The sequence below is a fragment of the Proteiniborus sp. MB09-C3 genome (assembly GCF_030263895.1).
GTDB lineage: Bacteria > Bacillota > Clostridia > Tissierellales > Proteiniboraceae > Proteiniborus.
Genome location: NZ_CP127161.1, coordinates 3,108,064 through 3,129,007, shown reverse-complemented (window position 1 = coordinate 3,129,007; position 20,944 = coordinate 3,108,064). Strand labels below are relative to the sequence as shown.

The following is a 20,944-nucleotide window of genomic DNA, read 5'->3' as shown; positions in this document are numbered from 1 at the left end:
AAGCTTTGCAAGGGGAATAGCAGCGATATATAGTTATGTAATGTACAAATGAGAAAAGGGAGCTTTGATGCAATGATTGCTGATAAGCTCCCTTTTCTGAAAAAGATATTTTTAAGGGGATGATTAATTATATGGGAACAGTTCTAGAAGTAAACAGTTTAAAGAAAAGTTTTGGAGAAAGAGTACTTTTTAACGATTTAAGCTTTAAGGTGGAAGAGGGAAGCTTTGTAGGATTTGTCGGGAAATCTGGTTCGGGGAAAAGTACATTGCTTAATATACTTGGTTTGTTGGACAAGCATACAAGTGGAGACTATATCCTTTTAGGAAATAAAAACATCTCAATAAAATCCAGATTGGCACAACAGATGTTAAGAAAAGAAATAGGATATATGTTTCAAAATTATGCTCTGTTAGAAAATGAGACTGTCGAATCGAACCTAAAGATTGGGATGCGATACGGAAAATATGATAATAGGAAATCAGCTATAGATCAAACCTTAGAGGAAATACAGCTAACAGGTGTTAAAAACAGGAAGGTCCATACTCTCTCAGGAGGCGAACAACAGAGGATTGCATTAGGCAGACTACTTTTGAAGCCATGCAGTATAGTGCTGGCGGATGAGCCTACAGGAAATCTTGATAAGACAAATAAGTATTTAGTAATGGATTTATTTCAAACCCTTCGAAATAAAGGAAAAACTGTATTGGTAGTTACCCATGATTTAGATTTACTACCAAGATTTGATGTAGTATTTAATCTTGATGACATAAATTAGGACATTAAATACATATGGAGGCGCTAAATGAAAAAAGTCTATTCTTTATTAATAATAATCATGACCTTTTCCTTATTTTTAATCATCTTTGATATTTATTCAGAAAGAGAAGTATCAGATACTTATAATATATATGGACTAGATGATTGGGAAGCAACTTCTCATATACAATTTACCACTAGCATCGCAGATATGGACGATGATGTTTATATTAACAAGCTTGAGAATTTAGCCAAAAAACATAATGTAATCATAATTTCAGATAGAATTGAAAAAGATGGTTATAATGAGGATTTTGTTTTTTATGTGTATCCTGACAAAAATATGGATGAACTATTTAATCTAAATGTTACTAAAAGAAAAGCAGAAAAAGAAGAAAATACAATTGACAGAAAGTTCTACTCTACCAATTATGAATTAAATCCAGACTACTATATTCACTTAATCAATCCTAAAATAAGTGTGACTATTCATCCTTTTTCTGATTTAAAGCAGGATTCTATTCAAAAATATCACCCAATTAGAATTTTTTCCCACTCACAAGAGAGTGTGAGCGATTTCAATGCTGATATACTTGAAGAATTTGCATTTGCATCGCCTGATATCAATGAAATGCATTCTCATTCATTTGATTATGATGAGGCATTTAGAAATCAAATTAAAGTTTTTTTTGTATTATCTTCAGTACTCCTTTGCTTATTTATGATTTTTAATATTTCAGATGAAATGAAAAAGATTGCAATAGAAAAAATGCATGGATTTTCTAATGGACGAATTGCTCTGAACCTATTTTCTCCAATTATATCAAATACGATTCTTATGCAGGTAATAGCCACGGTACTTAGCTTTGTGTTTTATATCCATAAATGGAATGAAACAGTGCTTGATTTCATGAAGGAATATCTATTGGCTCTTACTATTATAAATACAGTATTCATAGGAATATTGATTTTTGTATACTTGATAGTGAGTTTTTTGAGATTGCCAAAACTTATAAAAAATTACAATTTCAATAATATGCTGCTTAACGTTACTTTTTTTGCGAAAATTATTTTTGCGGTAATGTTGATACCAATGTTTTCAATTGGTCTCAAGAGTCTTACAACATCGATTCCTTATTATTTTGAGATAAAAAAAGTGGGGGAAGAGTATAATGGAGTATTGGATATATATGCAAATACGATGGAAACTAGGTTTGATGGATATGATATAGCAAAATACATCGAGCCAGGGGAAACAGATGAAGTATATGATGAACACGTACATATATACAATCAGCTGTCGAAAACAGGTCAAATGATTTTTCAAAGAAGGTCTACAGCATTACTTACTAGAGCATTCAAAGAAGATGAAAAGAAAGAAAAGAACGAAGGAAGCGAAACGAAGGAAGGTATTTGGGATGCTTCGCAGAGAGAATACAATGGTTTTACTGTTGATGGGAATTATTTAAAGAAGCATCCAATCATAGGGCAGGATGGAAAGGCAGTAGACTTAGATCTATCAGGAGATATTGTGTATATATTGTTGCCAAAATCGATTTATGATGAAAATATCATTGAAGAGAAATATTTTTATACAAATGGAAATCCTATGAAGTTTGTTATAATACAAGATAATCAAGATTTTAAAGATTATCCATTTATTGTATATGGATTATCTGAAATGGAAGGATATCAGACAACACCATTCTTTGAATTGTACTCAGATAATGCCTTTAGGTTTGATAAGTCCATAATTCAACATTGTTATTTAATAGGATTTGAGAATATGGAAGAAGCCAAACTAAAGCTTGAGGAGATAGATCCGAAAAGAGGCTATATTCTTCTTCCAGCAGAAGAAAGAGTACAAAGACTTAAAAACGGTGCAAGGCAAGGAGTTTTGACACCAATTTTATCATTGCTACCTGCAACTGGAGTAATTATCGCTATGAATTTCTCAGTTTTAGCACTATACTACCGTAGTAAAAGAAAGAAGTTATCTATTCTTAAAGTGAATGGATACTCAAATGTTTTAGCAAATGCAGACTTGCTAATAGAATTGCTACTTTCATTTATAGTTCCTGTAGCTATATTATATTCCACATACTCCAAAAATATATTCCTAGCATCAGTGTATGCATTGACTATAGATATTATATGTGGCGGAATTATGCTATTCTATTATAGAAGAATGAAAGTAGCTTTGTAGATATAAAAGGGAGCCAAGAGGAGCAAACCTTGGCTCCTATGCTTTTATAATTATTGCTCTACCTGTCCCTTAAAATTACGGATTCTCCTAATTCTCTATTTCAGCAATCAAATCGTATTCTATTGCTTCACGAATTTTGCAGTATACAAATTTGTTGATTAGATTTCCTTCACCATTATTTTTAACAAATACTACTCCGTCCATATCTGGTACATCCATGTATGTTCTGCCCACATAGTATTCATTATCAGAGGTTAATGATTCTATCAATACCTGATAGACATTGCCTATTTTTTCATTTAGTTTATCCTTTGAAATTTGCTCTTGAAGTTTCATTATTTTATTAAATCTACTTTTTTTAATAGAATGATGTACTTGCTCTTCTAGCTTTGCTGCTGGGGTGTTATCTTCTTTTGAGTAAGTAAACACTCCTAATTTATCAAATTTTGTTTCTTTTACAAATTCGTATAATTCATTAAAATCCTGCTCTGTTTCCCCAGGGAATCCTACTATCAATGTAGTTCTTAGTATTACATCTGGTATTTCTTCTCTTATTTTATCTATTAGCCCTCTAATACTTGCACCGTCACTTTTTCTATTCATCCTTTTCAATACTGAATCTGATATATGTTGAATTGGTATATCAAAATAGCTGCAAATCTTATGATTATTTTTTACCACATTAATTAATTCATCTGTTATGCTTTCAGGATAGGCATATAGGAATCTAATCCATTGAAATCCTCCTATTTTGCAAAGCTCTTCTAAAAGCTGGGCAAGCTTTGACTCGCCATATAAATCTATTCCATATTTTGTAGTATCCTGTGCTATGACTACTAGCTCCTTTATTCCTTGATCTGCAAGGTTTTTAGCTTCTTTTAGAATATCCTCCATAGGCCTAGATATATATGGCCCTTGAATATATGGAATAGCACAGTAGGTACAGTTGTTGTTGCAGCCTTCTGCTATTTTGAGGTATGCCATATTTTCTCCAGTTGTTAGTACCCTATTGTTGAAATCCAATATAGCATGCTTATCTTCTTCTAAATCTAGTAGATTCTCAATTTCCTTCCATATACGATCATAATCACTAATACTTAAAAATAAATCGACCTCAGGAATTTCCCTTTCTAATTCATCCTTATATCTTTGAACAAGACAGCCTGTTACGATTAAGTATTTGCATCTATTCTTCTTTAGTTCTGCCATTTCAAATATTGTATTTATAGCTTCTTGCTTTGCAGATTCTATAAATCCACAAGTATTTATTACTATTATATCTGCCTCCTGTGCATCATTTACTATATTAAAATTATGACTATTAAATAATCCGATTATCCCCTCTGTGACTACTAAATTTTTACTACAACCTAATGAGATAAATCCTACATTCATATTTATTTCCTTTCTAAATTAATCTGCTGTGCTGGTTAATACAATTGTTATGCTACGAAATTAGAGCTTGTAAGCTTGTTTCGGGTTGAATTTGCTTTGCTGACAAAATTTTCGAGTTTAGATCAATGAAATTTTATATTGACTAGCACATCCAGTTAAATTAATCTTATTTTTTTGAGATATGATTTCTAATATTAATTATTTTATCATAAAAATAAATGCTATACCACTTTGATTTTACGTGATTTTTTTAAAAATTAAGAGGATTTTTATCTGTCGACATCGAATATATGTTCTACAAGCGGAGGTGTAGTATATGGATATAAGATGTATTCACACAGGAGATGTTCATCTTGGAATGGAATTTAAAAGTGCAAGCTTTGATAAAAATCAGGCCAATACAAGAAGACTTGAGCTGTGGGAAACTTTTAATAGAATAATAGATAGATGTAAGGAAATAAAAGCACAAATTCTTTTAATAGCAGGAGATTTATTTGAGGATGAATACTGTTCAGTTGCAGACGTTAAGAGAATAGATTCTAAATTTAGAGAGATTATGGACACAAAAGTAGTCATATCAGCAGGAAATCATGATACCCTTGGAAAAAGGTCCTTATATAAATTGATTAAATGGGGGGATAATGTCCATATTTTCGAGCCCAATTCCATAACCAGAATTGAATTTAATGATATAAATGTGGTAATATGGGGTCTTAGCTGGGATAAGAAATTAGAAAGAGATAATATATTAGATGAGATTAAAGTAGAAGACACTAGTAAAATCAATATTCTTCTTGCTCATGGAGATGCTTTAAGTAAAGATTCTGAGTACCTTCCAATCAGTAAAAATGCATTAATGAATAGTGGATTTAACTATATTGCTTTAGGTCACATCCATAAGCCTCAGTTCATCAATGATAATATCAGCTATTGCGGCAGTCCCGAACCCCTTGACTTCGGAGAGACAGGTAGTCATGGCATTATAGAAGGTACAATTTCAGTAGATGAAACTAAAATGTCTTTTAAACCATTTTCTAAAAGAGAATTTATAATTAAAGAAATCGCTATAAATGAGAATATGGGCTATAATGAAATAATAGATGCAATAAAGCTACTTGATAGTAAAGAAAAAAGAGCAAAGAATCTGTATAGAACAATAATTACGGGAACTAGGGATAGTTATATTGATTTAAATACAAGGGATATAAAAGAATATTTACTTAACGAATTTTACTATTTAGATGTAATAGATAAAACTACTCCAGATTATGATTTAGATAAAATTTATAAAGAAAATTCGAATAATATTATTGGACTTTTTATAAAAGAAATGGAGAAACAAGGATTGGACAATGAAATAGTAAGGAATGCACTATACTACGGACTAGAAGTATTACTAAGCGAGAAGGTGAAAAAATGATTGTAAGAGAGCTTTTATTGACTTCCTTTGGGAAGTTTAAAGGCAAATCTATTACTCTGGAAGATGGATTCAATATTGTATATGGAGATAATGAAGCAGGTAAAACCACAATTCATAAATTTATAGAGGGAATGTTTTTTGGCTTTTTTAAGCCCTATATAAAAAGAAAAATATATTCTGATGATTATGATAGGTTTTTACCATGGGATCACACTGATTACAGTGGGGTTCTAAAATATATAGCTGGAAATGATGTGTACAGAATAGAAAGAAACTTCCTAAAGGGTAGTGATGAAGTTAAAATAATTGATGATAAGACTGGCGAGGATATAAGTCATTTCTTTGAGTACGATAATGTGACTAGACTTCATCAGCCTATGTCAATTCATATGGGGTTAAACAGCATTGTATTTAATAACACAATATCAATTAGTCAGCTAAAAAGTAAGGCTGAGGATGCGTTGTCAAAAGAAGTTAAGGATAGTCTAATTAATCTAGGGGGAAGCCTTGACGAGGATATTTCTATTAAGAAAGTATTAGAAAAATTTGATGAGAAGATAAATGATATAGGAACTGAAAAAAGGACTAAGACATCTCCTTATGGCAAAATAGTTGAAGAAATAGAGCAGTTACAAAATGAGAGAAAAAAAGCTCAAGCTATTTCATTAGAGGTAAAGGAATATCAGGAAGCGTCTAATTCCCTATCAGACAAAATAAGAGAGCTAAATGAAAAAAAGGCTGAAATTCAAGGTAAGATTAATTTGCTTGAAGTATTTCAAGCAAGAGAAAAATATAATGAATGCTTAAGGCTTTCAGAGGAAATTAATGCATTAAAAAAACAAGTAGAAGAGCTTAAGGAATTTTCAGTGTTAAGTAATGATGACTATACTGAGTCAATTAAATATCAGCAGGAAATTAGAACTTTAAATGAAAATAAAGGAGAGTTAAAGGAAAAGCAAAGCAAGTTCCAAACAAGGCATAAAAAGATCAAAGCCATAATAGATCAATGCAGCTATTTTGAAGGAATTGAAAGTGAAGAAATTGAACAATTAATAGCCTATTTTAACATTATGGATCAGAAAAAACAGGATTTAGAAGTAATATATGATAAAATAGCTGGCAAGTCTGCTGGTAATGCGGATATTAATAATAAAAATGTAAATGAAAAGCTCTATAGATATGAGGAGCTAGAAGAACAGAAAAATAGCTTGTCATATAGCAATGAGCATAATAATATAATGTTTCTGAATACTAGATTGGACGAGAAATCAAAAAGTCTTAAGAAAATAGAGCTTATAAAAATCCTTTCTACACTTGGAGCTTTATTAAGTGTAGCCCTTGGATTTATCATATCTAAAGCATTGTATTTTGTATCAGCTATCCCGCTTATACTTTTAATATATACTTTTTTTTCATCAAAGGAGTTAAATATCTATATTGATTCATTAAAAGCGCAAATAATTGACATTGAAGAAAAAGAAAGACAAAGAAAGAGTAAAGTCGAAGAACTAGAAAAGGATATGCTAGATATACTCTTTTCATGTGGTTGTAAATCTAAGGCAGAACTAAGAAAGCTAGCAAATGATATAGCTCAGAAAAATTTTGCAGCAAATGAGGTGCTGGAACTTAAGAATAAGAAAAACAGTCTAATTGAAGAAATACAAATGCTTGAAGATAAAATTAAGAGATATCTAAATTTAATAAAAGAAGACGTAGTTTCTATGGACAATATTAGAAAACTAAAAAGCAGATATTATGGATACTTAGAGCAAAAAAGACATGAAATGGAAATATTTAATGAAATCAATGATTTATTAAAAGATGTAAAGGACATCGATTGTAAGCAAAAAAACTTAGGTAATAACTTAATTATGCTGTATAAGAAGAACAACGTAAACAGCATTGATTCTTTTAAAGAAGGCTTGGAGAAAAAGAGAAGCTATGAGAGGTCTATTCAACTATTAGAAAGTCAGAAGAGTTTGCTTAATAATATTCTTGGAGATAATAACATAGAATTTTTAAAGAAAAAGTCTGAGGATTTTACTGAAACAATAGAGGAAGATATCAAAGAGCTTGATAAAGAAAAATTACTAGTTAAATTAAAAGAAATAAATGATAAAATATTAGAAACAAAAAACGAGCTTACAAGATTTGAAGAAAAGATCAGAATTCTAAGCTCGACAACAGCCGAGCTAGTACAGATAGAAGAGGAGATAATAAGAAAAAACAATATTAAAGATGAATTTGAAAGAACTCTATCTTCACTGGAGCTAGCTAGAGCTACTATTGATAAAATATCTAGAAATATTCAAAGAGACTTTGCTCCCGGACTTAATAGCAGGATTGAAAAAATCATCAAGAAAGTGACTGTTGGCAAGTACACTGATATAAAAATAACTGAAAACCTAGATATAAAGGTTGTTGACCCTAGCAATAATAGAATAGTTGATGTTGAAAAATTAAGTGGAGGTACTATAGATCAGCTGTATTTTGCAATGAGATTTGGAATCATTGATATAATTAAGGAAGAAAATAATTTGCCACTGATCTTAGATGACTGCTTTGTGCAGTATGATTTTGATAGACTTGAAAATATTCTAGAATTTCTATCTAATGAAAGCTTAAAGAGACAGATAATCTTGTTTACATGTCATACTAGGGAAAAAGAAGTACTTAAAAATAAAGGCGTGAAGTTTAATTTAGTTAATCTACAATAAGCTTAATGTACTGCATTAACTAGAGAAACCTGTAAAAATAGTGATTTAAGAGTTAATGCTAAGCATTAACTTTAACTTAAATATAGGGGGTGACATTGTGGCTGTATACGGAATAGCAGATCTTCACTTAGATTCAACAGGAGATAAGCCTATGGATATTTTTGGCGACAAATGGATAGCTCATCAAGAAAAAATATTTAATAATTGGAAGGATATCATACTAGAGGATGATATAGTTCTAATTGCTGGTGATATCTCTTGGGCATTAAGACTTTCGGAAGCATATATTGATTTAAAGAAAATAGATGAACTCCCTGGACAGAAAGTCATAAGTAGAGGAAACCACGATTATTGGTGGTCTACAAAATCAAAGCTTGAAGGACTTGATTTAAAAACTATTCATTTCCTACATAATGATAGCTATATATATAACTCTACTGTCATATGCGGTGCAAGGGGATGGGCAGCAAAGGATAGTGATGAGTTTGATTCGCATGACGAGAAAATATTTGCACGAGAAATAAATAGACTTAATATATCTCTTTCCTTCATTAAGGATAGTACATTAGATAAAATAGTTATGATTCATTATCCACCCTTTAATACAGAAGATAAAGCACCGAATGAATTTGTAGAGGTTATGAAAAAATATAATGTGACAAAATGCGTATATGGACATCTTCATGGAGAAGGCCATAGACTTGCTGTTGAAGGAAGTATAGAAGGAATTGATTTTCATTGTATATCTAGTGATTATCTTAATTTCATACCTAAAAAAATAATAGGTTAAAAAATAATAGGAATACACGTTCATCTTGAAAATGACCGTTTTGTATTCCTATTATTATGTCCTCGAAGAGATATTGATTGTATACTTTTACCACATTAATGAGTAACAAAATAGAACCGACAACCAAAAAATATTGTGGTATTATATTATTAACAAAGTTGATCGTAAATCCTTACCACATTATTATTTGTGATAGAGGTGTTAAGAAAATGAATAGTGTTCCAAATGAGAGATGTCGTGAAATAATTGAAATACTTATCAATAGCGAAGGCCCTATCATTATAGATGAAATTGCACATATACTAAATGTATCAAATAAAACAGTCAGAAATGATTTAAAGACTATAGATGAGTTTATGGAAAAAAACAATATAGGTAAAATAATTAAAAAACCAAGAGTAGGTATATGGATTGAAATAAGCTCCAAGGGAAAATGTTTTCTTGATGATTTGTTTGCTGCCAATACTAAATATATACAGCCCTTTTCAGTAGAGAAAAGGAGACTTTATATTACAAAAAGGCTACTTAAGGCAAATGGTGTCATTACAGCAAAGCAGCTGGCAGAGGAGCTATTTATCAGCCGTGTGACTATACATAAAGATTTAAAAGAAATAGAGAGGCTTCTAGAGAAATATGATTTAAAGCTTGTGAGGAAGCAAGGCAAAGGCATGGAGATTAGAGGTAATGAGATAAAGTATAGAAAAGCAATGTCAGATTTATTAGCTATATTAAATAATGATAGTCAAGAATCAGGGACTATATCAAGTACTAACACACTGCATTTTAATTCTAGGATTACTTACGAAAGCCAAGCCATATTGAAGGAGCTATTGCCTGATGTAGATATACCTGTGATTGAAGATATACTAAATAAGGCTGAGAATAAAATGTTTTTCTTATTTACTGACGAATCCTTTAATAGCTTAGCAGTTCATATAGCAATAAGCATAAATAGAATTGTGACGAACATGTCAGTTCAAATGGAGAATAATATACTTGAAAATCTTAAGAAACACAAGAAATATGCTTTATCCAGATGGATTTGTAAAAAACTTGAGGATGAGCTTTGTATCAGCATACCAGAAAGTGAAGTTGCATATGTTTCTACACATATTATAGGCTCCAAGATAAGGCAAAGACTTGATGAAGATAATGACAAGATTTTAGATAACATTGAACCAGAAATTATTATTCTAGCAAATGAAATAATTAATTTGGCAGGTAATGTTTTATCAGTAGACTTTAGTAATGATGAAAAATTATTAGTGGGTCTCTCGTTACATCTTCAACCTACAATATACAGACTTAAATATGGTCATAGCATAAGGAACCCATTGTTAGAAGACATTAAGAAAAATTATCCTAGTGTTTTTGGTGCCTCTTGGGCAACAAGCATATTATTTGAAAAGCATTTTGATGTAAAGGTTAATGAAGAAGAAATAGGATATATAGCAATACATATAGGTGCTGCCCTAGAAAGAAATAGGCATAGCGTAAGAGCTTTAATTGTGTGCGGAAGCGGTATAGGCACTGCTCACTTGGTTGCTATCAGATTGAAGAGAGCATTTAATGATATAGAAATAGTGGATATTACTAATATTCAGGAATATAAAAACAAGGATGAAAAAAGCTATGATTTTGTAATCACTACAGTCCCTATATTAGAAAGCAAAAAGCCTGTTGTCAGAGTAAGACCTCTTGTGTCAGACAGGGATATTGATGAAATAAAAGCTATTATTAATAATATAGATGCTTTAAGGGAGTCTAGTAAAAAATAAGGGGGAAATAGAAATGTATAGTGCAGATGTAATATTAAAAAATGAAACTGGTCTTCACGCGAGACCTGCAAGTCAATTTGTTTTAATATCATCGAAGTTTAAGTCTCACGTTGTAGTTATCAAAGATGAAAAAGAATATAATGCAAAAAGTATAATGGGAATATTAAGTATGGGTGCAGTCAAGGGGACAAAATTAACAATCAAGGCTGAGGGAGAAGATGAGAAAGAAGCTGTTGAAGCATTAAAGGCATTGGTTGAGAGTAATTTTGGGGAATAGGAGGTCTTTTAGTGATAGGGATAGGTGTGTCATCTGGGATTGGAATGGGAAAAGCTTTAGTAAAAAAAGAACCAGTAATAAAAATTGAAAAAAAATTTATTGCTGAGCCTGAAAAGGAAATCTCAAAACTTGAGGCTGCAAGAGAAAAGGGGAAGGAACAAATAGAAGCATTGTATCAGCATGCCTTTAGTACAATCGGTAAAGCAGAAGCAGGTATATTTAGGGCTCATAGAATGATACTAGAAGATCCAGAATTTTTTGGGCAGATAGAAAATAAGATAAAAGAAGAAAGCGTAAATACAGAATGGGCAATTTCCGAGGTCACTAAATTTTTCGTTGATATGTTTGAGGCTATGGAAGATGAATACATGAAGGAGAGAGCTGCAGATATAAAAGATGTAACAGGGAGACTCATAAGAATAGTATTAGATGTAGAAGAAACGGATTTAAGCAATTTATCTGGAGAAGTAATAATTGTGGCTGAAGATTTAACACCTTCAGACACGGCTCAAATGGATAGAAATAAAGTCATTGGCTTCATAACTGAAATAGGTGGGAAAACGGCTCATTCAGCAATTATGGCTAGAACAATGGAAATCCCTGCTGTAGTTGGCTTAGAAAAAGCTTTAGAGCTTATTTCAGATGGAGATTACGTAATATTAGATGGCGATACTGGAACTGTAATAGTTAATCCTGAGGAAAAAGTAATTGCAGAATATGAAAGAAAAAAAGAAGCCTTTATTGGATTTAAGGAAAAGCTTGAAGAAGTAAGAGGGAAGGATAGTATTACTAAAGATAATTTTAAAGTTGAAATATCTGCAAATATAGGCACACCAAAGGATGTTGATGGAGTGCTAAATAATGACGGTGAAGGAGTAGGACTTTACAGAACTGAATTCTTGTACATGGATAGAGAAAAATTACCTACAGAAGATGAGCAGTTTGAAGCATATAAGGAAGTGGCTGTGAGGCTGGAAGGCAAACCAGTGGTTATTAGAACTTTAGATATAGGTGGAGATAAAGAGCTGCCATATCTTCAGCTTCCTAAGGAAATGAATCCTTTTTTAGGATATAGAGCCATAAGGCTTTGTTTAGACAGAACAGATATTTTTAGAACTCAGCTTAAAGCATTGCTTAGGGCAAGTGCTTTTGGAAATATTAAAATAATGTTTCCTATGATATCAGCTATTGAAGAATTAAGGCAAGCTAAGAGCATATTAGATAATGTAAAAATTGAGTTAAGAAATGAAAATATTGAGTTTAATGAAAATATTGAAGTAGGCATAATGATAGAGATACCTGCAGCGGCAGTGATGTCTGATTTGTTTGCAAAGGAAGTAGATTTCTTCAGCATAGGAACGAATGATTTGATACAATATACAACTGCAGTAGATAGAGGCAATGGAAAAATAGCCTATTTATATAATGAGTTTCATCCTGCACTTTTAAGACTGATAAAAACAGTGATAGATAATGGACACAAAGAGGGAATATGGGTTGGGATGTGTGGAGAAGTAGCAGGAAACCCGCAGCTAATTCCAGTTCTTGTGGGAATGGGACTAGATGAATTTAGTATGAGCGCATCATCTATGCTAAGAGCTAGATGGATAGTGAATAATCTCATTAAGAGTGATATGGAGGATATTATTGAAGAGATGCTTAAACTACCGACTGCAGAGGAAGTAAAGGATTTTATTGTTAAAAAAATTAGCTTAAATTAGATTATATAAAGGACAGGAAAAGGAAATCCAATACTTTTACCTGTCTTTTTCATTATCCTCAATTAGCTTAGCTTTCAAATCAGTATAATCGACATAGTTGAGAAAATGTATTAGTCTATCAATTTTTTTCTTATGTATTTTAATAATTACAAAAAACATATAGAATAGGATTAGTAAAGCAAATAATATATATAGCATATGAATTTCACCTCTGGTTTTATAATTGACAATTTTTATTTGAATAATACATATTGGAAGGAGAACAAAATGGCAAAGGAATTAGAAGTAAAAGTATTAGGTATCGATAAAAAGGACATTGAACAAAGACTTGAGAAGCTAGGTGCAAAGCTATTAAGCAAGGAATATCAAATTAACACTTTATATGATTCGGAGGATAAGCTTATTGAAAGACTAGGTGACGGATATTTAAGAGTAAGAGAAACTAGAGATTTAGTTACTGGTGAGGTAGATATTTTTTTTACATTAAAAAAGAATGTATCCAGTGAAATAGCTAGAGAAAATCTGGAAATAGAAACAATGGTTACAGATAAAAAGGCACTTAATAGTATATTGGAGCATTTGAATTTTAGAGTAATCCATGAAGGTACTAAGGAAAGAATTTCATATATATATGAGGATATGAGATTTGATATGGATACTTGGGATCAATCTACTTATCCATATCCTTATCTGGAGATAGAAGTGGTAAATAAAGAAGATATAAAAAGAGCGGCAGCGCTTTTAGAGCTAGATGATGACAATATAACTACAAAATCCCTAAGAGAGCTCAGAGCAGAGCTTGGACTAGAGGGAATGTAAAATTACATGTTAACTAGAATTGAGGGGATAATGATGAATAGGTACTCTAGAAACATGAACATGCTGTCACCTGAAGAAAACAGCAGTCTTAACAAATTCAAGGTTTGTGTAGTTGGATGTGGAGGATTAGGTGGATATATAATTGAAATGCTTGCAAGATTAGGGATTGGAAGCCTAACTGTAATAGATGGAGATGTATTTGAAGAGACAAATTTAAATAGACAAATCTTATCAGATATGAGCTCATTAGGAAAACCAAAGGCTCTAGTAGCTAAAGAAAGAGTTAATAATATTAATCCATTAGTTAAAATAAAAGCTGTCAATGAAAGATTAACTGAAGAAAATGGCTTAGAAATATTAAAAGGCCATGATGTCATAGTTGATGCACTAGATAGTATACATACTAGATTGCTTATTCAGAGACAAGCAGAGGCACTTAGTATACCCCTTGTACATGGTGCCATAGCAGGCTGGTATGGGCAGGTAACAACTGTTTTCCCAGGTGATAGGACTTTAGATTTATTATATTCCAATAATGATAAAAAAGGTTTGGAAGCAGAACTGGGCAATCCTTCCTTCACGCCTGCTCTAGTAGCATCCATAGAAGTAAGCGAGGCACTGAAGCTCCTAATAAACAGAGGAGACTTACTAAGAAGAAGAGTACTCCTAATTAATACTTTAAATCAAGAATATGAGATAATAAATCTATAACTACTAATATCAATCACCTTTATATTTTATAGGCATAAAATAAATTAATGATGTTAAAGTATAAGGTGGTTATAGTATGGAAGAAAGTAAACTCAAAAGCTTGCAGAATTTAGCTATAGTAGCCTTACCAATTTTGGTTTTTGCCCTGATTGAAAAAGGGGGAAGCCTTAAGGAAGGGAAAAGCTTCAGTAGAAGCTACCAGGATAAAATTAAGCTGCTTAAAGAAATAAGTCCCTATTTTTTAGAGGAAGACCAGTATATTTTAGGTAAGGTACAAGATATTTTTGAAATACTTAATAGAGTCAACAGAATAATAAAAAGTGATTATACTGACAATGTTAAAGCATTAAATCAAGATTTACCAATGCTAGATAGAAAAGAAAAGATATTATCTAAGCTATCTACTTATTTAGATGATAGTAACAGGCAATTAGCAGAAGGTGTCATAGAGACAAAGCAAAACATATTAAAAGCGAAGGAAAATCTTGAAGAATATTCTCAAGCTGTATCTACTCAAAGCTTAGATAAACTCACATCTATGATGAAACTGGCAAAATCCATAGAACCACTAATGCCAAGTAAAGGCAAAGTCCAGTTGAAGAAAATTGAAAAAATAGTTGATATAATGAAAGCCTCTGACGATGAATTTAAGCCTTATTATTAAGCAGAGGCTTTTTAAATTTATCATTACATTTACATAGATTTAGAAGGATTTCCAAGAGCGTATGTGGAATAAATAATAAAATAGGAACTAAAGATAATACAAGTAGCTCCAGACTTATTCGGGGATGCTATAGGAGGGTTTGTCTTGGACAAGGTAGCAGTTATTTCAGATATTCACGGAAATATTCCTGCATTAAGAGCAGTTCTAGATGATATTAGAGAGAAGAAAATTGAAAGGATTATATGCTTAGGAGACTTAGCAGGTAAGGGACCGAATCCTGCTGAAGCAGTAGATATTGTTAGAGCAGAGTGCACTGAAGTGCTTATGGGAAACTGGGATATGATGATATCCAAAGAAAATGATTATGAAATGGTGGTATGGGCTAGAGAAAAGCTAGGGGAAGAAAGATTAGACTATATTAGCAAATTACCCTTTTCAGTGGACTTTTATATTAGTGGGAGATTGACAAGACTATTTCATGCATCACCTCAAGGTGTATTCCATAGGGTACATAGTCACAGCCCTTCGGAAAAGCTCCTTGGAATGTTTGACAATACAGAAAACACAGGAAATACCTTCGGAGAGCAAAGGCCTGATATTATTGGATATGGAGATATCCATGGGGCATATATTAGATATTTTGATAATAAAGTCATATTTAATGTCGGCAGTGTAGGTAATCCATTAGATATAACATTGGCTTCCTATGTAATTCTTGAAGGAGAATATAGTGGAAGAGATAATAAGGGCTTTCAAATTAATTTTGTAAGAGTACCTTACGATGTAGAATTAGCAGTAAAATTAGCAAAAGAATCCAATATGCCAGAAATAGATTCATACATTAATGAGTTAAGAACAGGGAGATATAGAGGAAGAAAATAAAAATTAAGGAAGGTGCATTATATGGGAGGCTTTATGTTCAATCCCTTTGATGATTTTATGTTTTCATTTGTCCCAATAATGATAGTGATTGGCTTTGTTGTAGTCATTTCAATGTTTATTATAGGCATTTTTAAGGGAATCAAACAATGGAATTATAACAATGCTCAGCCAGTTCTTAATGTAGATGTAGAAATAGCTTCTAAAAGAATAGATGTTTCACATCATCACCATAATAATGACGGTCATGCCCACCATCACAGTTCTACCTCATATTTTATAACCTTTCAGGTTGAAAGTGGAGATAGGATAGAGCTTGAAGTGCCTGGCAATGAATATGGACTAATGACTGAAAGAGACAGAGGAAAACTGAAATTCCAAGGTACAAGATATTTAGGATTTGAGAGATTGAGATAGAAATACACCGTATTTATTAATAAAACTTAATAATTGTTTTACAAATTCTAAAGGAATAAACAAAAACATATAGAATATTTTTCCTATTAATGATAAAATCGTTTTAATTTTGATGTAGCAGAAAATTCATTTTTGGTCATTTCAAAGTAGTGGCGAATTTATTATTAGGAAAAATTAATAAGGAGGTCATAGGAATGAGAGATATTAGATTGCAAAAACTAGCACATTTAATAATTAATTATTCACTAAATATCAAAAAAGGAGAATATCTGCAAATTACAGGTGGTGTAGCGACAGGACCTTTGCTAATGGAGCTTTATAGAGAAGCTCTAAGGGCTGGTGCTTATCCTGAAATTGCAGCTAATATTGAAGGTGTTTCAGAAATATTATTAAAAGAAGGAAGCGATGAGCAGCTTCAGTTTGTTTCACCTCTTAACAGAACAATAGCAGAAAAATATGATGCAACAATACATTTGCTTGGTGGAGTAAATACAAAGGAATTAGCAGGAGTTGACCCACAAAGAATAGTTGCAAGAAGAAGAGGATTAAAAGAAATAGTAGATATCAGGAATAAACGTGAAGCCAATGGAGAATATAGATGGTGTCTAACCCAATTCCCTACACATTCAGATGCACAAGAGGGAAATATGTCTCTTGAAGAATATGAAGACTTTGTATTTAAAGCAGGATTGATTGACAAGGAAGATCCAACAGCAGAGTGGAAGAGAATTTCTGAGGAACAAGAGAAAGTGGTTAAGTACTTAGACACAAAGAAGGATCTTCGTATAGTATCTAAGGATACAGATTTGAGGATGAGTATTGAGGGTAGAAAGTGGATCAACTGTGATGGAAAAGTTAATTTCCCGGATGGTGAGGTATTTACAGGTCCAGTTGAAGATTCAGTAGAAGGACATATTAGATTTAGCTTTCCTGGAATATATGCAGGAAAAGAAATAGAAGACATAAGGCTTACATTTGAAAAGGGTAAGGTTGTCAAGGCAGAAGCTGCAAAGGGAGAAGACCTTTTACTTGCTTTGCTAGATACTGATTCAGGCTCAAGAACATTGGGTGAAATAGCTATAGGCACTAACTATGGAATTCAACAATTTACTAGAAACATGCTTTTTGACGAGAAAATTGGAGGAACAGTACATGCTGCAGTAGGTGCTGCCTATCCAAGTACAGGTGCGAAAAATGAGTCTACAATTCATTGGGATATGCTTTGCGACATGAGAGATGGAGGAAAGATTTACGCTGATGGTGAGCTTTTCTATGAAAATGGCAAGTTTTTATTTGATGTGATAGAAAAGGGAATATAGATTTTAGCATGATAATAAAAGCAAATTAAATTTCTTACAATAAATTAATACATGACTTTTATATCCTTCACTATTGTTAGAAAGGTGAGACTAGGCTAAGTCTAGCTTTTTCTGTCACCTTGAACCATAGAGAAGGATTTGTTTTTTGTCAAAAAATTTAATCTTTTAAAAAGAAGGAAAAATCATTCGAGTATCGAAATAAACATATAAATACATGTATTACAAATGTACAGTAGATTTAAGGGGGTTAATAAATGTTAAGCAGGCCAATTATTGAAGATGTTTTAACAGCTGCTCTTTCAACGGGAGGAGATTTTGCAGAAATCTTTGTAGAGGACAGATTTAACACTGGACTTTTACTAGTTGGAGGAAAGATAGAGAGCGGCATATCAGGAAGAGATTATGGTGTAGGCATAAGGATATTCTATGGTTTAAATAGTATATATGCGTATACAAATGATTCAACTAGAGAAAATCTAATTAAAGTTGCTAAAGAAGCAGCTGCAGCTATAAAAGGCAGCAGTATTAATCAAGTTTTAGATTTCACTAAAACAGAAATAGAAAATATTCATCCAATAAAAGTGATTCCAAGCAATATAGAAAAATCACAAAAAGTCGAGCTAATAAAGAGAGCTTACAATGCAGCTAAGAATTTTGATGAGGTCATATCCCAGGTTACAGTTAGATATCTTGATAATGAGCAAAATGTACTTATTGCTAACTCTGAAGGACTATATGTAGAGGATAAGAGAACAAGAACTAGAACTGCAATTTCAGCAGTTGCATCTGCAAATGGTGAAATGCAATCAGGTTCTTATGGGCCCGGAGCACATATGGGCTTTGAATTCTATGACAAGATCAACATAGAGGATTATGCTAAGGAAGCAGCTAGAATTGCAAAAGCAATGGTATATGCAGACCTATGTCCAAGCGGAAAAATGCCTGTAGTTATAGACAATGAGTTTGGTGGAGTTATTTTCCACGAAGCATGTGGTCATGGATTAGAAGCCACATCTGTTGCTAAGGGGACATCAGTATTTGCAGGAAAATTAGGGGAAAAGGTAGCATCAGACGTTGTTACAGCCGTAGATGATGGTACTATACCAAATGCATGGGGTTCACAGAACATTGACGATGAAGGAACAAAGACTAAGAAAAATGTTTTGATTGAAAATGGTGTATTAAAGGGTTATATGATTGATAAGCTAAATGGTCTAAAGATGGGAATGCCATCCACAGGCTCCAGCAGAAGACAATCATACAAATATGCTCCAACATCGAGAATGACTAATACCTATATAGCAAATGGAAGCTCAACTAAAGAAGAAATCATAGCTAATACTGAATATGGTCTATATGCAAAATACATGGGTGGTGGTTCTGTTAATCCTGCTACTGGAGACTTTAACTTTGCAGTAAGTGAAGGATATATTATTAGGAATGGAAAGATAGCAGAGCCTGTAAGAGGTGCCACACTAATAGGTACAGGGCTTGAAGTGCTTAAAGAAATAGATATGGTAGGCAACAATCTTGGTTTTGGTCAGGGTATGTGCGGGTCACTAAGTGGCTCTATACCTACAGATGTAGGGCAACCTACTATAAGAGTTAAGTCAATAACAGTAGGTGGAAGAAAGGGTGGTCAGTAATGGCGAATAGAGAATTAATAGAAAAGATATTTAATAAAGGAAAAGAATTAGGCTTAGGGGATATGGAAGTATACATCCAAGGAAATAAGCAGTTTGACACAAGAATATTTGAGGGAGAAATAGATAAATACAGCATATCAGATGAGGTAGGCCTATCCTTTAGAGGAGTATATAATGGAAAAATGGGCTACTCATACACAGAGAAGGTAGATGAATCCTCAATAGATATGCTTATAAAAGAAGCTATGGGAAATGCTGTAACTGTAGATAGTGATGATGAAGAAGAAATATTTGCAGGCTCTAAGGAATATAAAGAAGTAAATACATATAATAGTGAGCTTGAAAATGTAACCTCAGAGCAAAAGATTGAGTTTGCAAAAGCCCTCGAAAAAGCAGCTTATGAAGCAGACAAACGAGTAACTTCTGTTAACTACTGCTTATATGATGAATCCACAAGCTATAGCGTACTAGCCAATACTAAGGGGCTAAATCTAGAAAATAAGTCTAATATAGCTGAAACATATGTGTCTGTCGTAGTCAAAGACGGGGACGATATAAAAACTGGAGAAAAATATATTATAAGCAATGATTTCTCAAAGTTTAATGCAGAGGAATTAGCAAAAGGCGCAGTAGATGAAGCTATATCGATGCTAAAAGCAGAAAGCATAGAATCAGGAGAATACCCTATTATACTTAGAAATGATGTGGCAGCAAGTGTATTGCAAGCATTTTCGTCAGTTTTTATAGCTGAAAATGTACAAAAAGATTTATCTCTATTAAAAGGAAAGCTTAATGAGCAAATTGCAAAAGAATTGATAACAATAGTAGATGATCCATTTTTAAAGGATGGAGTAGTCTCAGCTTCCTTTGACGGTGAAGGAGTAGCTACTAAATATAAGAAGGTCATAGATAAGGGAGTATTAAAGACATACCTTCACAACTCTAAAACAGCTAAAAAGGATGGTGTTGAATCTACTGGAAATGCCAGCAAAGGTTCATACAAGTCACCAGTTTCCATATCACCTACAAATATGTATATTGAAAATGGAAGCACCAGCGTAGATGATATGATTGAAAGTACTGAAAAGGGTATTATGATAATCGATGTGCAGGGACTTCACTCTGGATTAAATGCTGTATCAGGAGATTTTTCACTTTCTGCATATGGATATTTAATAGAAAAAGGTAAAATAAGCAGACCTGTAAATCAAATTACAATAGCAGGTAATCTATATGAAGTACTTAAGAACATAGATTCAGTCGGAAATGACTTGAAATTTGGTTTTCCTGGCTTTGGCTATATAGGCTCACCATCTCTCAAAATAAATAGTCTAGCTGTTGCAGGAAAATAAATAGAATATTTACTAATAAAAGAAACGAGTTCAAGCTGAACTCGTTTCTTTTATTAGTTAGGGAGATTATAGTACT

17 protein-coding genes are annotated in these 20,944 nt (G+C 32.5%); 16 read left to right on the top strand and 1 reads right to left on the bottom strand.

The window, feature by feature from the left end; genetic code table 11:
* Positions 1–131: 131 nt before the first annotated feature.
* Both QO263_RS15560 and QO263_RS15555 read left to right on the top strand, forming a co-directional pair.
* On the top strand, positions 132–776 hold the full coding sequence (locus QO263_RS15560; protein ID WP_285623316.1) for an ATP-binding cassette domain-containing protein: 645 nt from the start codon (positions 132–134) through the stop codon (positions 774–776).
* 27 nt (positions 777–803) lie between these two features.
* Entirely contained in the window at positions 804–2,963 is a 2,160-nt protein-coding gene (locus QO263_RS15555; protein ID WP_285623314.1) for a bacteriocin-associated integral membrane family protein, read from the top strand.
* 87 nt (positions 2,964–3,050) lie between these two features.
* On the opposite strand, the gene rimO is transcribed toward QO263_RS15555, so the two are convergent.
* Positions 3,051–4,358, bottom strand: coding sequence for a 30S ribosomal protein S12 methylthiotransferase RimO (gene rimO, locus QO263_RS15550; protein ID WP_285623312.1), 1,308 nt, complete (start codon positions 4,356–4,358; stop codon positions 3,051–3,053).
* A 316-nt stretch (positions 4,359–4,674) separates the two neighbouring features.
* Here rimO and QO263_RS15545 point away from each other — a divergent pair, with 316 nt between their 5' ends.
* From QO263_RS15545 to QO263_RS15480, 14 genes are all read left to right on the top strand, one after another.
* Entirely contained in the window at positions 4,675–5,778 is a 1,104-nt protein-coding gene (locus QO263_RS15545; protein ID WP_285623310.1) for a metallophosphoesterase family protein, read from the top strand.
* Positions 5,775–8,495, top strand: coding sequence for an ATP-binding protein (locus QO263_RS15540; RefSeq protein ID WP_285623308.1), 2,721 nt, complete (start codon positions 5,775–5,777; stop codon positions 8,493–8,495). The genes QO263_RS15545 and QO263_RS15540 overlap by 4 nt, the downstream gene beginning before the upstream one ends.
* 97 nt (positions 8,496–8,592) lie before the next feature.
* A complete protein-coding gene (locus QO263_RS15535; RefSeq protein ID WP_285623304.1) occupies positions 8,593–9,285 on the top strand; it encodes a metallophosphoesterase in 693 nt (230 codons plus the stop codon).
* A gap of 209 nt (positions 9,286–9,494) precedes the next feature.
* Positions 9,495–11,063 (top strand): BglG family transcription antiterminator, encoded by a 1,569-nt coding sequence (locus QO263_RS15530; RefSeq protein ID WP_285623301.1) that lies wholly within the window; start codon positions 9,495–9,497, stop codon positions 11,061–11,063.
* A gap of 13 nt (positions 11,064–11,076) precedes the next feature.
* A complete protein-coding gene (locus QO263_RS15525; RefSeq protein WP_285623299.1) occupies positions 11,077–11,340 on the top strand; it encodes an HPr family phosphocarrier protein in 264 nt (87 codons plus the stop codon).
* Positions 11,341–11,351: 11 nt separating this feature from the next.
* Entirely contained in the window at positions 11,352–13,061 is a 1,710-nt protein-coding gene (ptsP, locus tag QO263_RS15520) for a phosphoenolpyruvate--protein phosphotransferase (RefSeq protein WP_285623297.1), read from the top strand.
* Positions 13,062–13,328: 267 nt separating this feature from the next.
* The gene (locus tag QO263_RS15515; RefSeq protein ID WP_285623295.1) at positions 13,329–13,880 is read left to right on the top strand and encodes a class IV adenylate cyclase; all 552 of its coding nucleotides are present in this window, start codon (positions 13,329–13,331) and stop codon (positions 13,878–13,880) included.
* A gap of 33 nt (positions 13,881–13,913) precedes the next feature.
* A complete protein-coding gene (locus QO263_RS15510) occupies positions 13,914–14,591 on the top strand; it encodes a HesA/MoeB/ThiF family protein (RefSeq protein WP_285623293.1) in 678 nt (225 codons plus the stop codon).
* Between the two features lie 76 nt (positions 14,592–14,667).
* Positions 14,668–15,255, top strand: coding sequence for a hypothetical protein (locus tag QO263_RS15505; protein WP_285623292.1), 588 nt, complete (start codon positions 14,668–14,670; stop codon positions 15,253–15,255).
* A gap of 144 nt (positions 15,256–15,399) precedes the next feature.
* Complete coding sequence (locus tag QO263_RS15500; protein WP_285623289.1) at positions 15,400–16,137, top strand: metallophosphoesterase family protein; 738 nt, start codon at positions 15,400–15,402, stop codon at positions 16,135–16,137.
* 21 nt (positions 16,138–16,158) lie between these two features.
* A complete protein-coding gene (locus QO263_RS15495; RefSeq protein ID WP_352168919.1) occupies positions 16,159–16,551 on the top strand; it encodes a DUF2500 domain-containing protein in 393 nt (130 codons plus the stop codon).
* 194 nt (positions 16,552–16,745) lie between these two features.
* Positions 16,746–17,870 carry an aminopeptidase gene (locus tag QO263_RS15490; RefSeq protein WP_285623287.1) on the top strand — a complete coding sequence of 375 codons (1,125 nt, stop codon included), beginning with the start codon at positions 16,746–16,748 and terminating at the stop codon, positions 17,868–17,870.
* Between the two features lie 254 nt (positions 17,871–18,124).
* The gene (locus QO263_RS15485; RefSeq protein WP_285623285.1) at positions 18,125–19,516 is read left to right on the top strand and encodes a TldD/PmbA family protein; all 1,392 of its coding nucleotides are present in this window, start codon (positions 18,125–18,127) and stop codon (positions 19,514–19,516) included.
* Positions 19,516–20,868, top strand: coding sequence for a TldD/PmbA family protein (locus QO263_RS15480; RefSeq protein ID WP_285623282.1), 1,353 nt, complete (start codon positions 19,516–19,518; stop codon positions 20,866–20,868). The genes QO263_RS15485 and QO263_RS15480 overlap by 1 nt, the downstream gene beginning before the upstream one ends.
* Positions 20,869–20,944 lie beyond the last annotated feature (76 nt).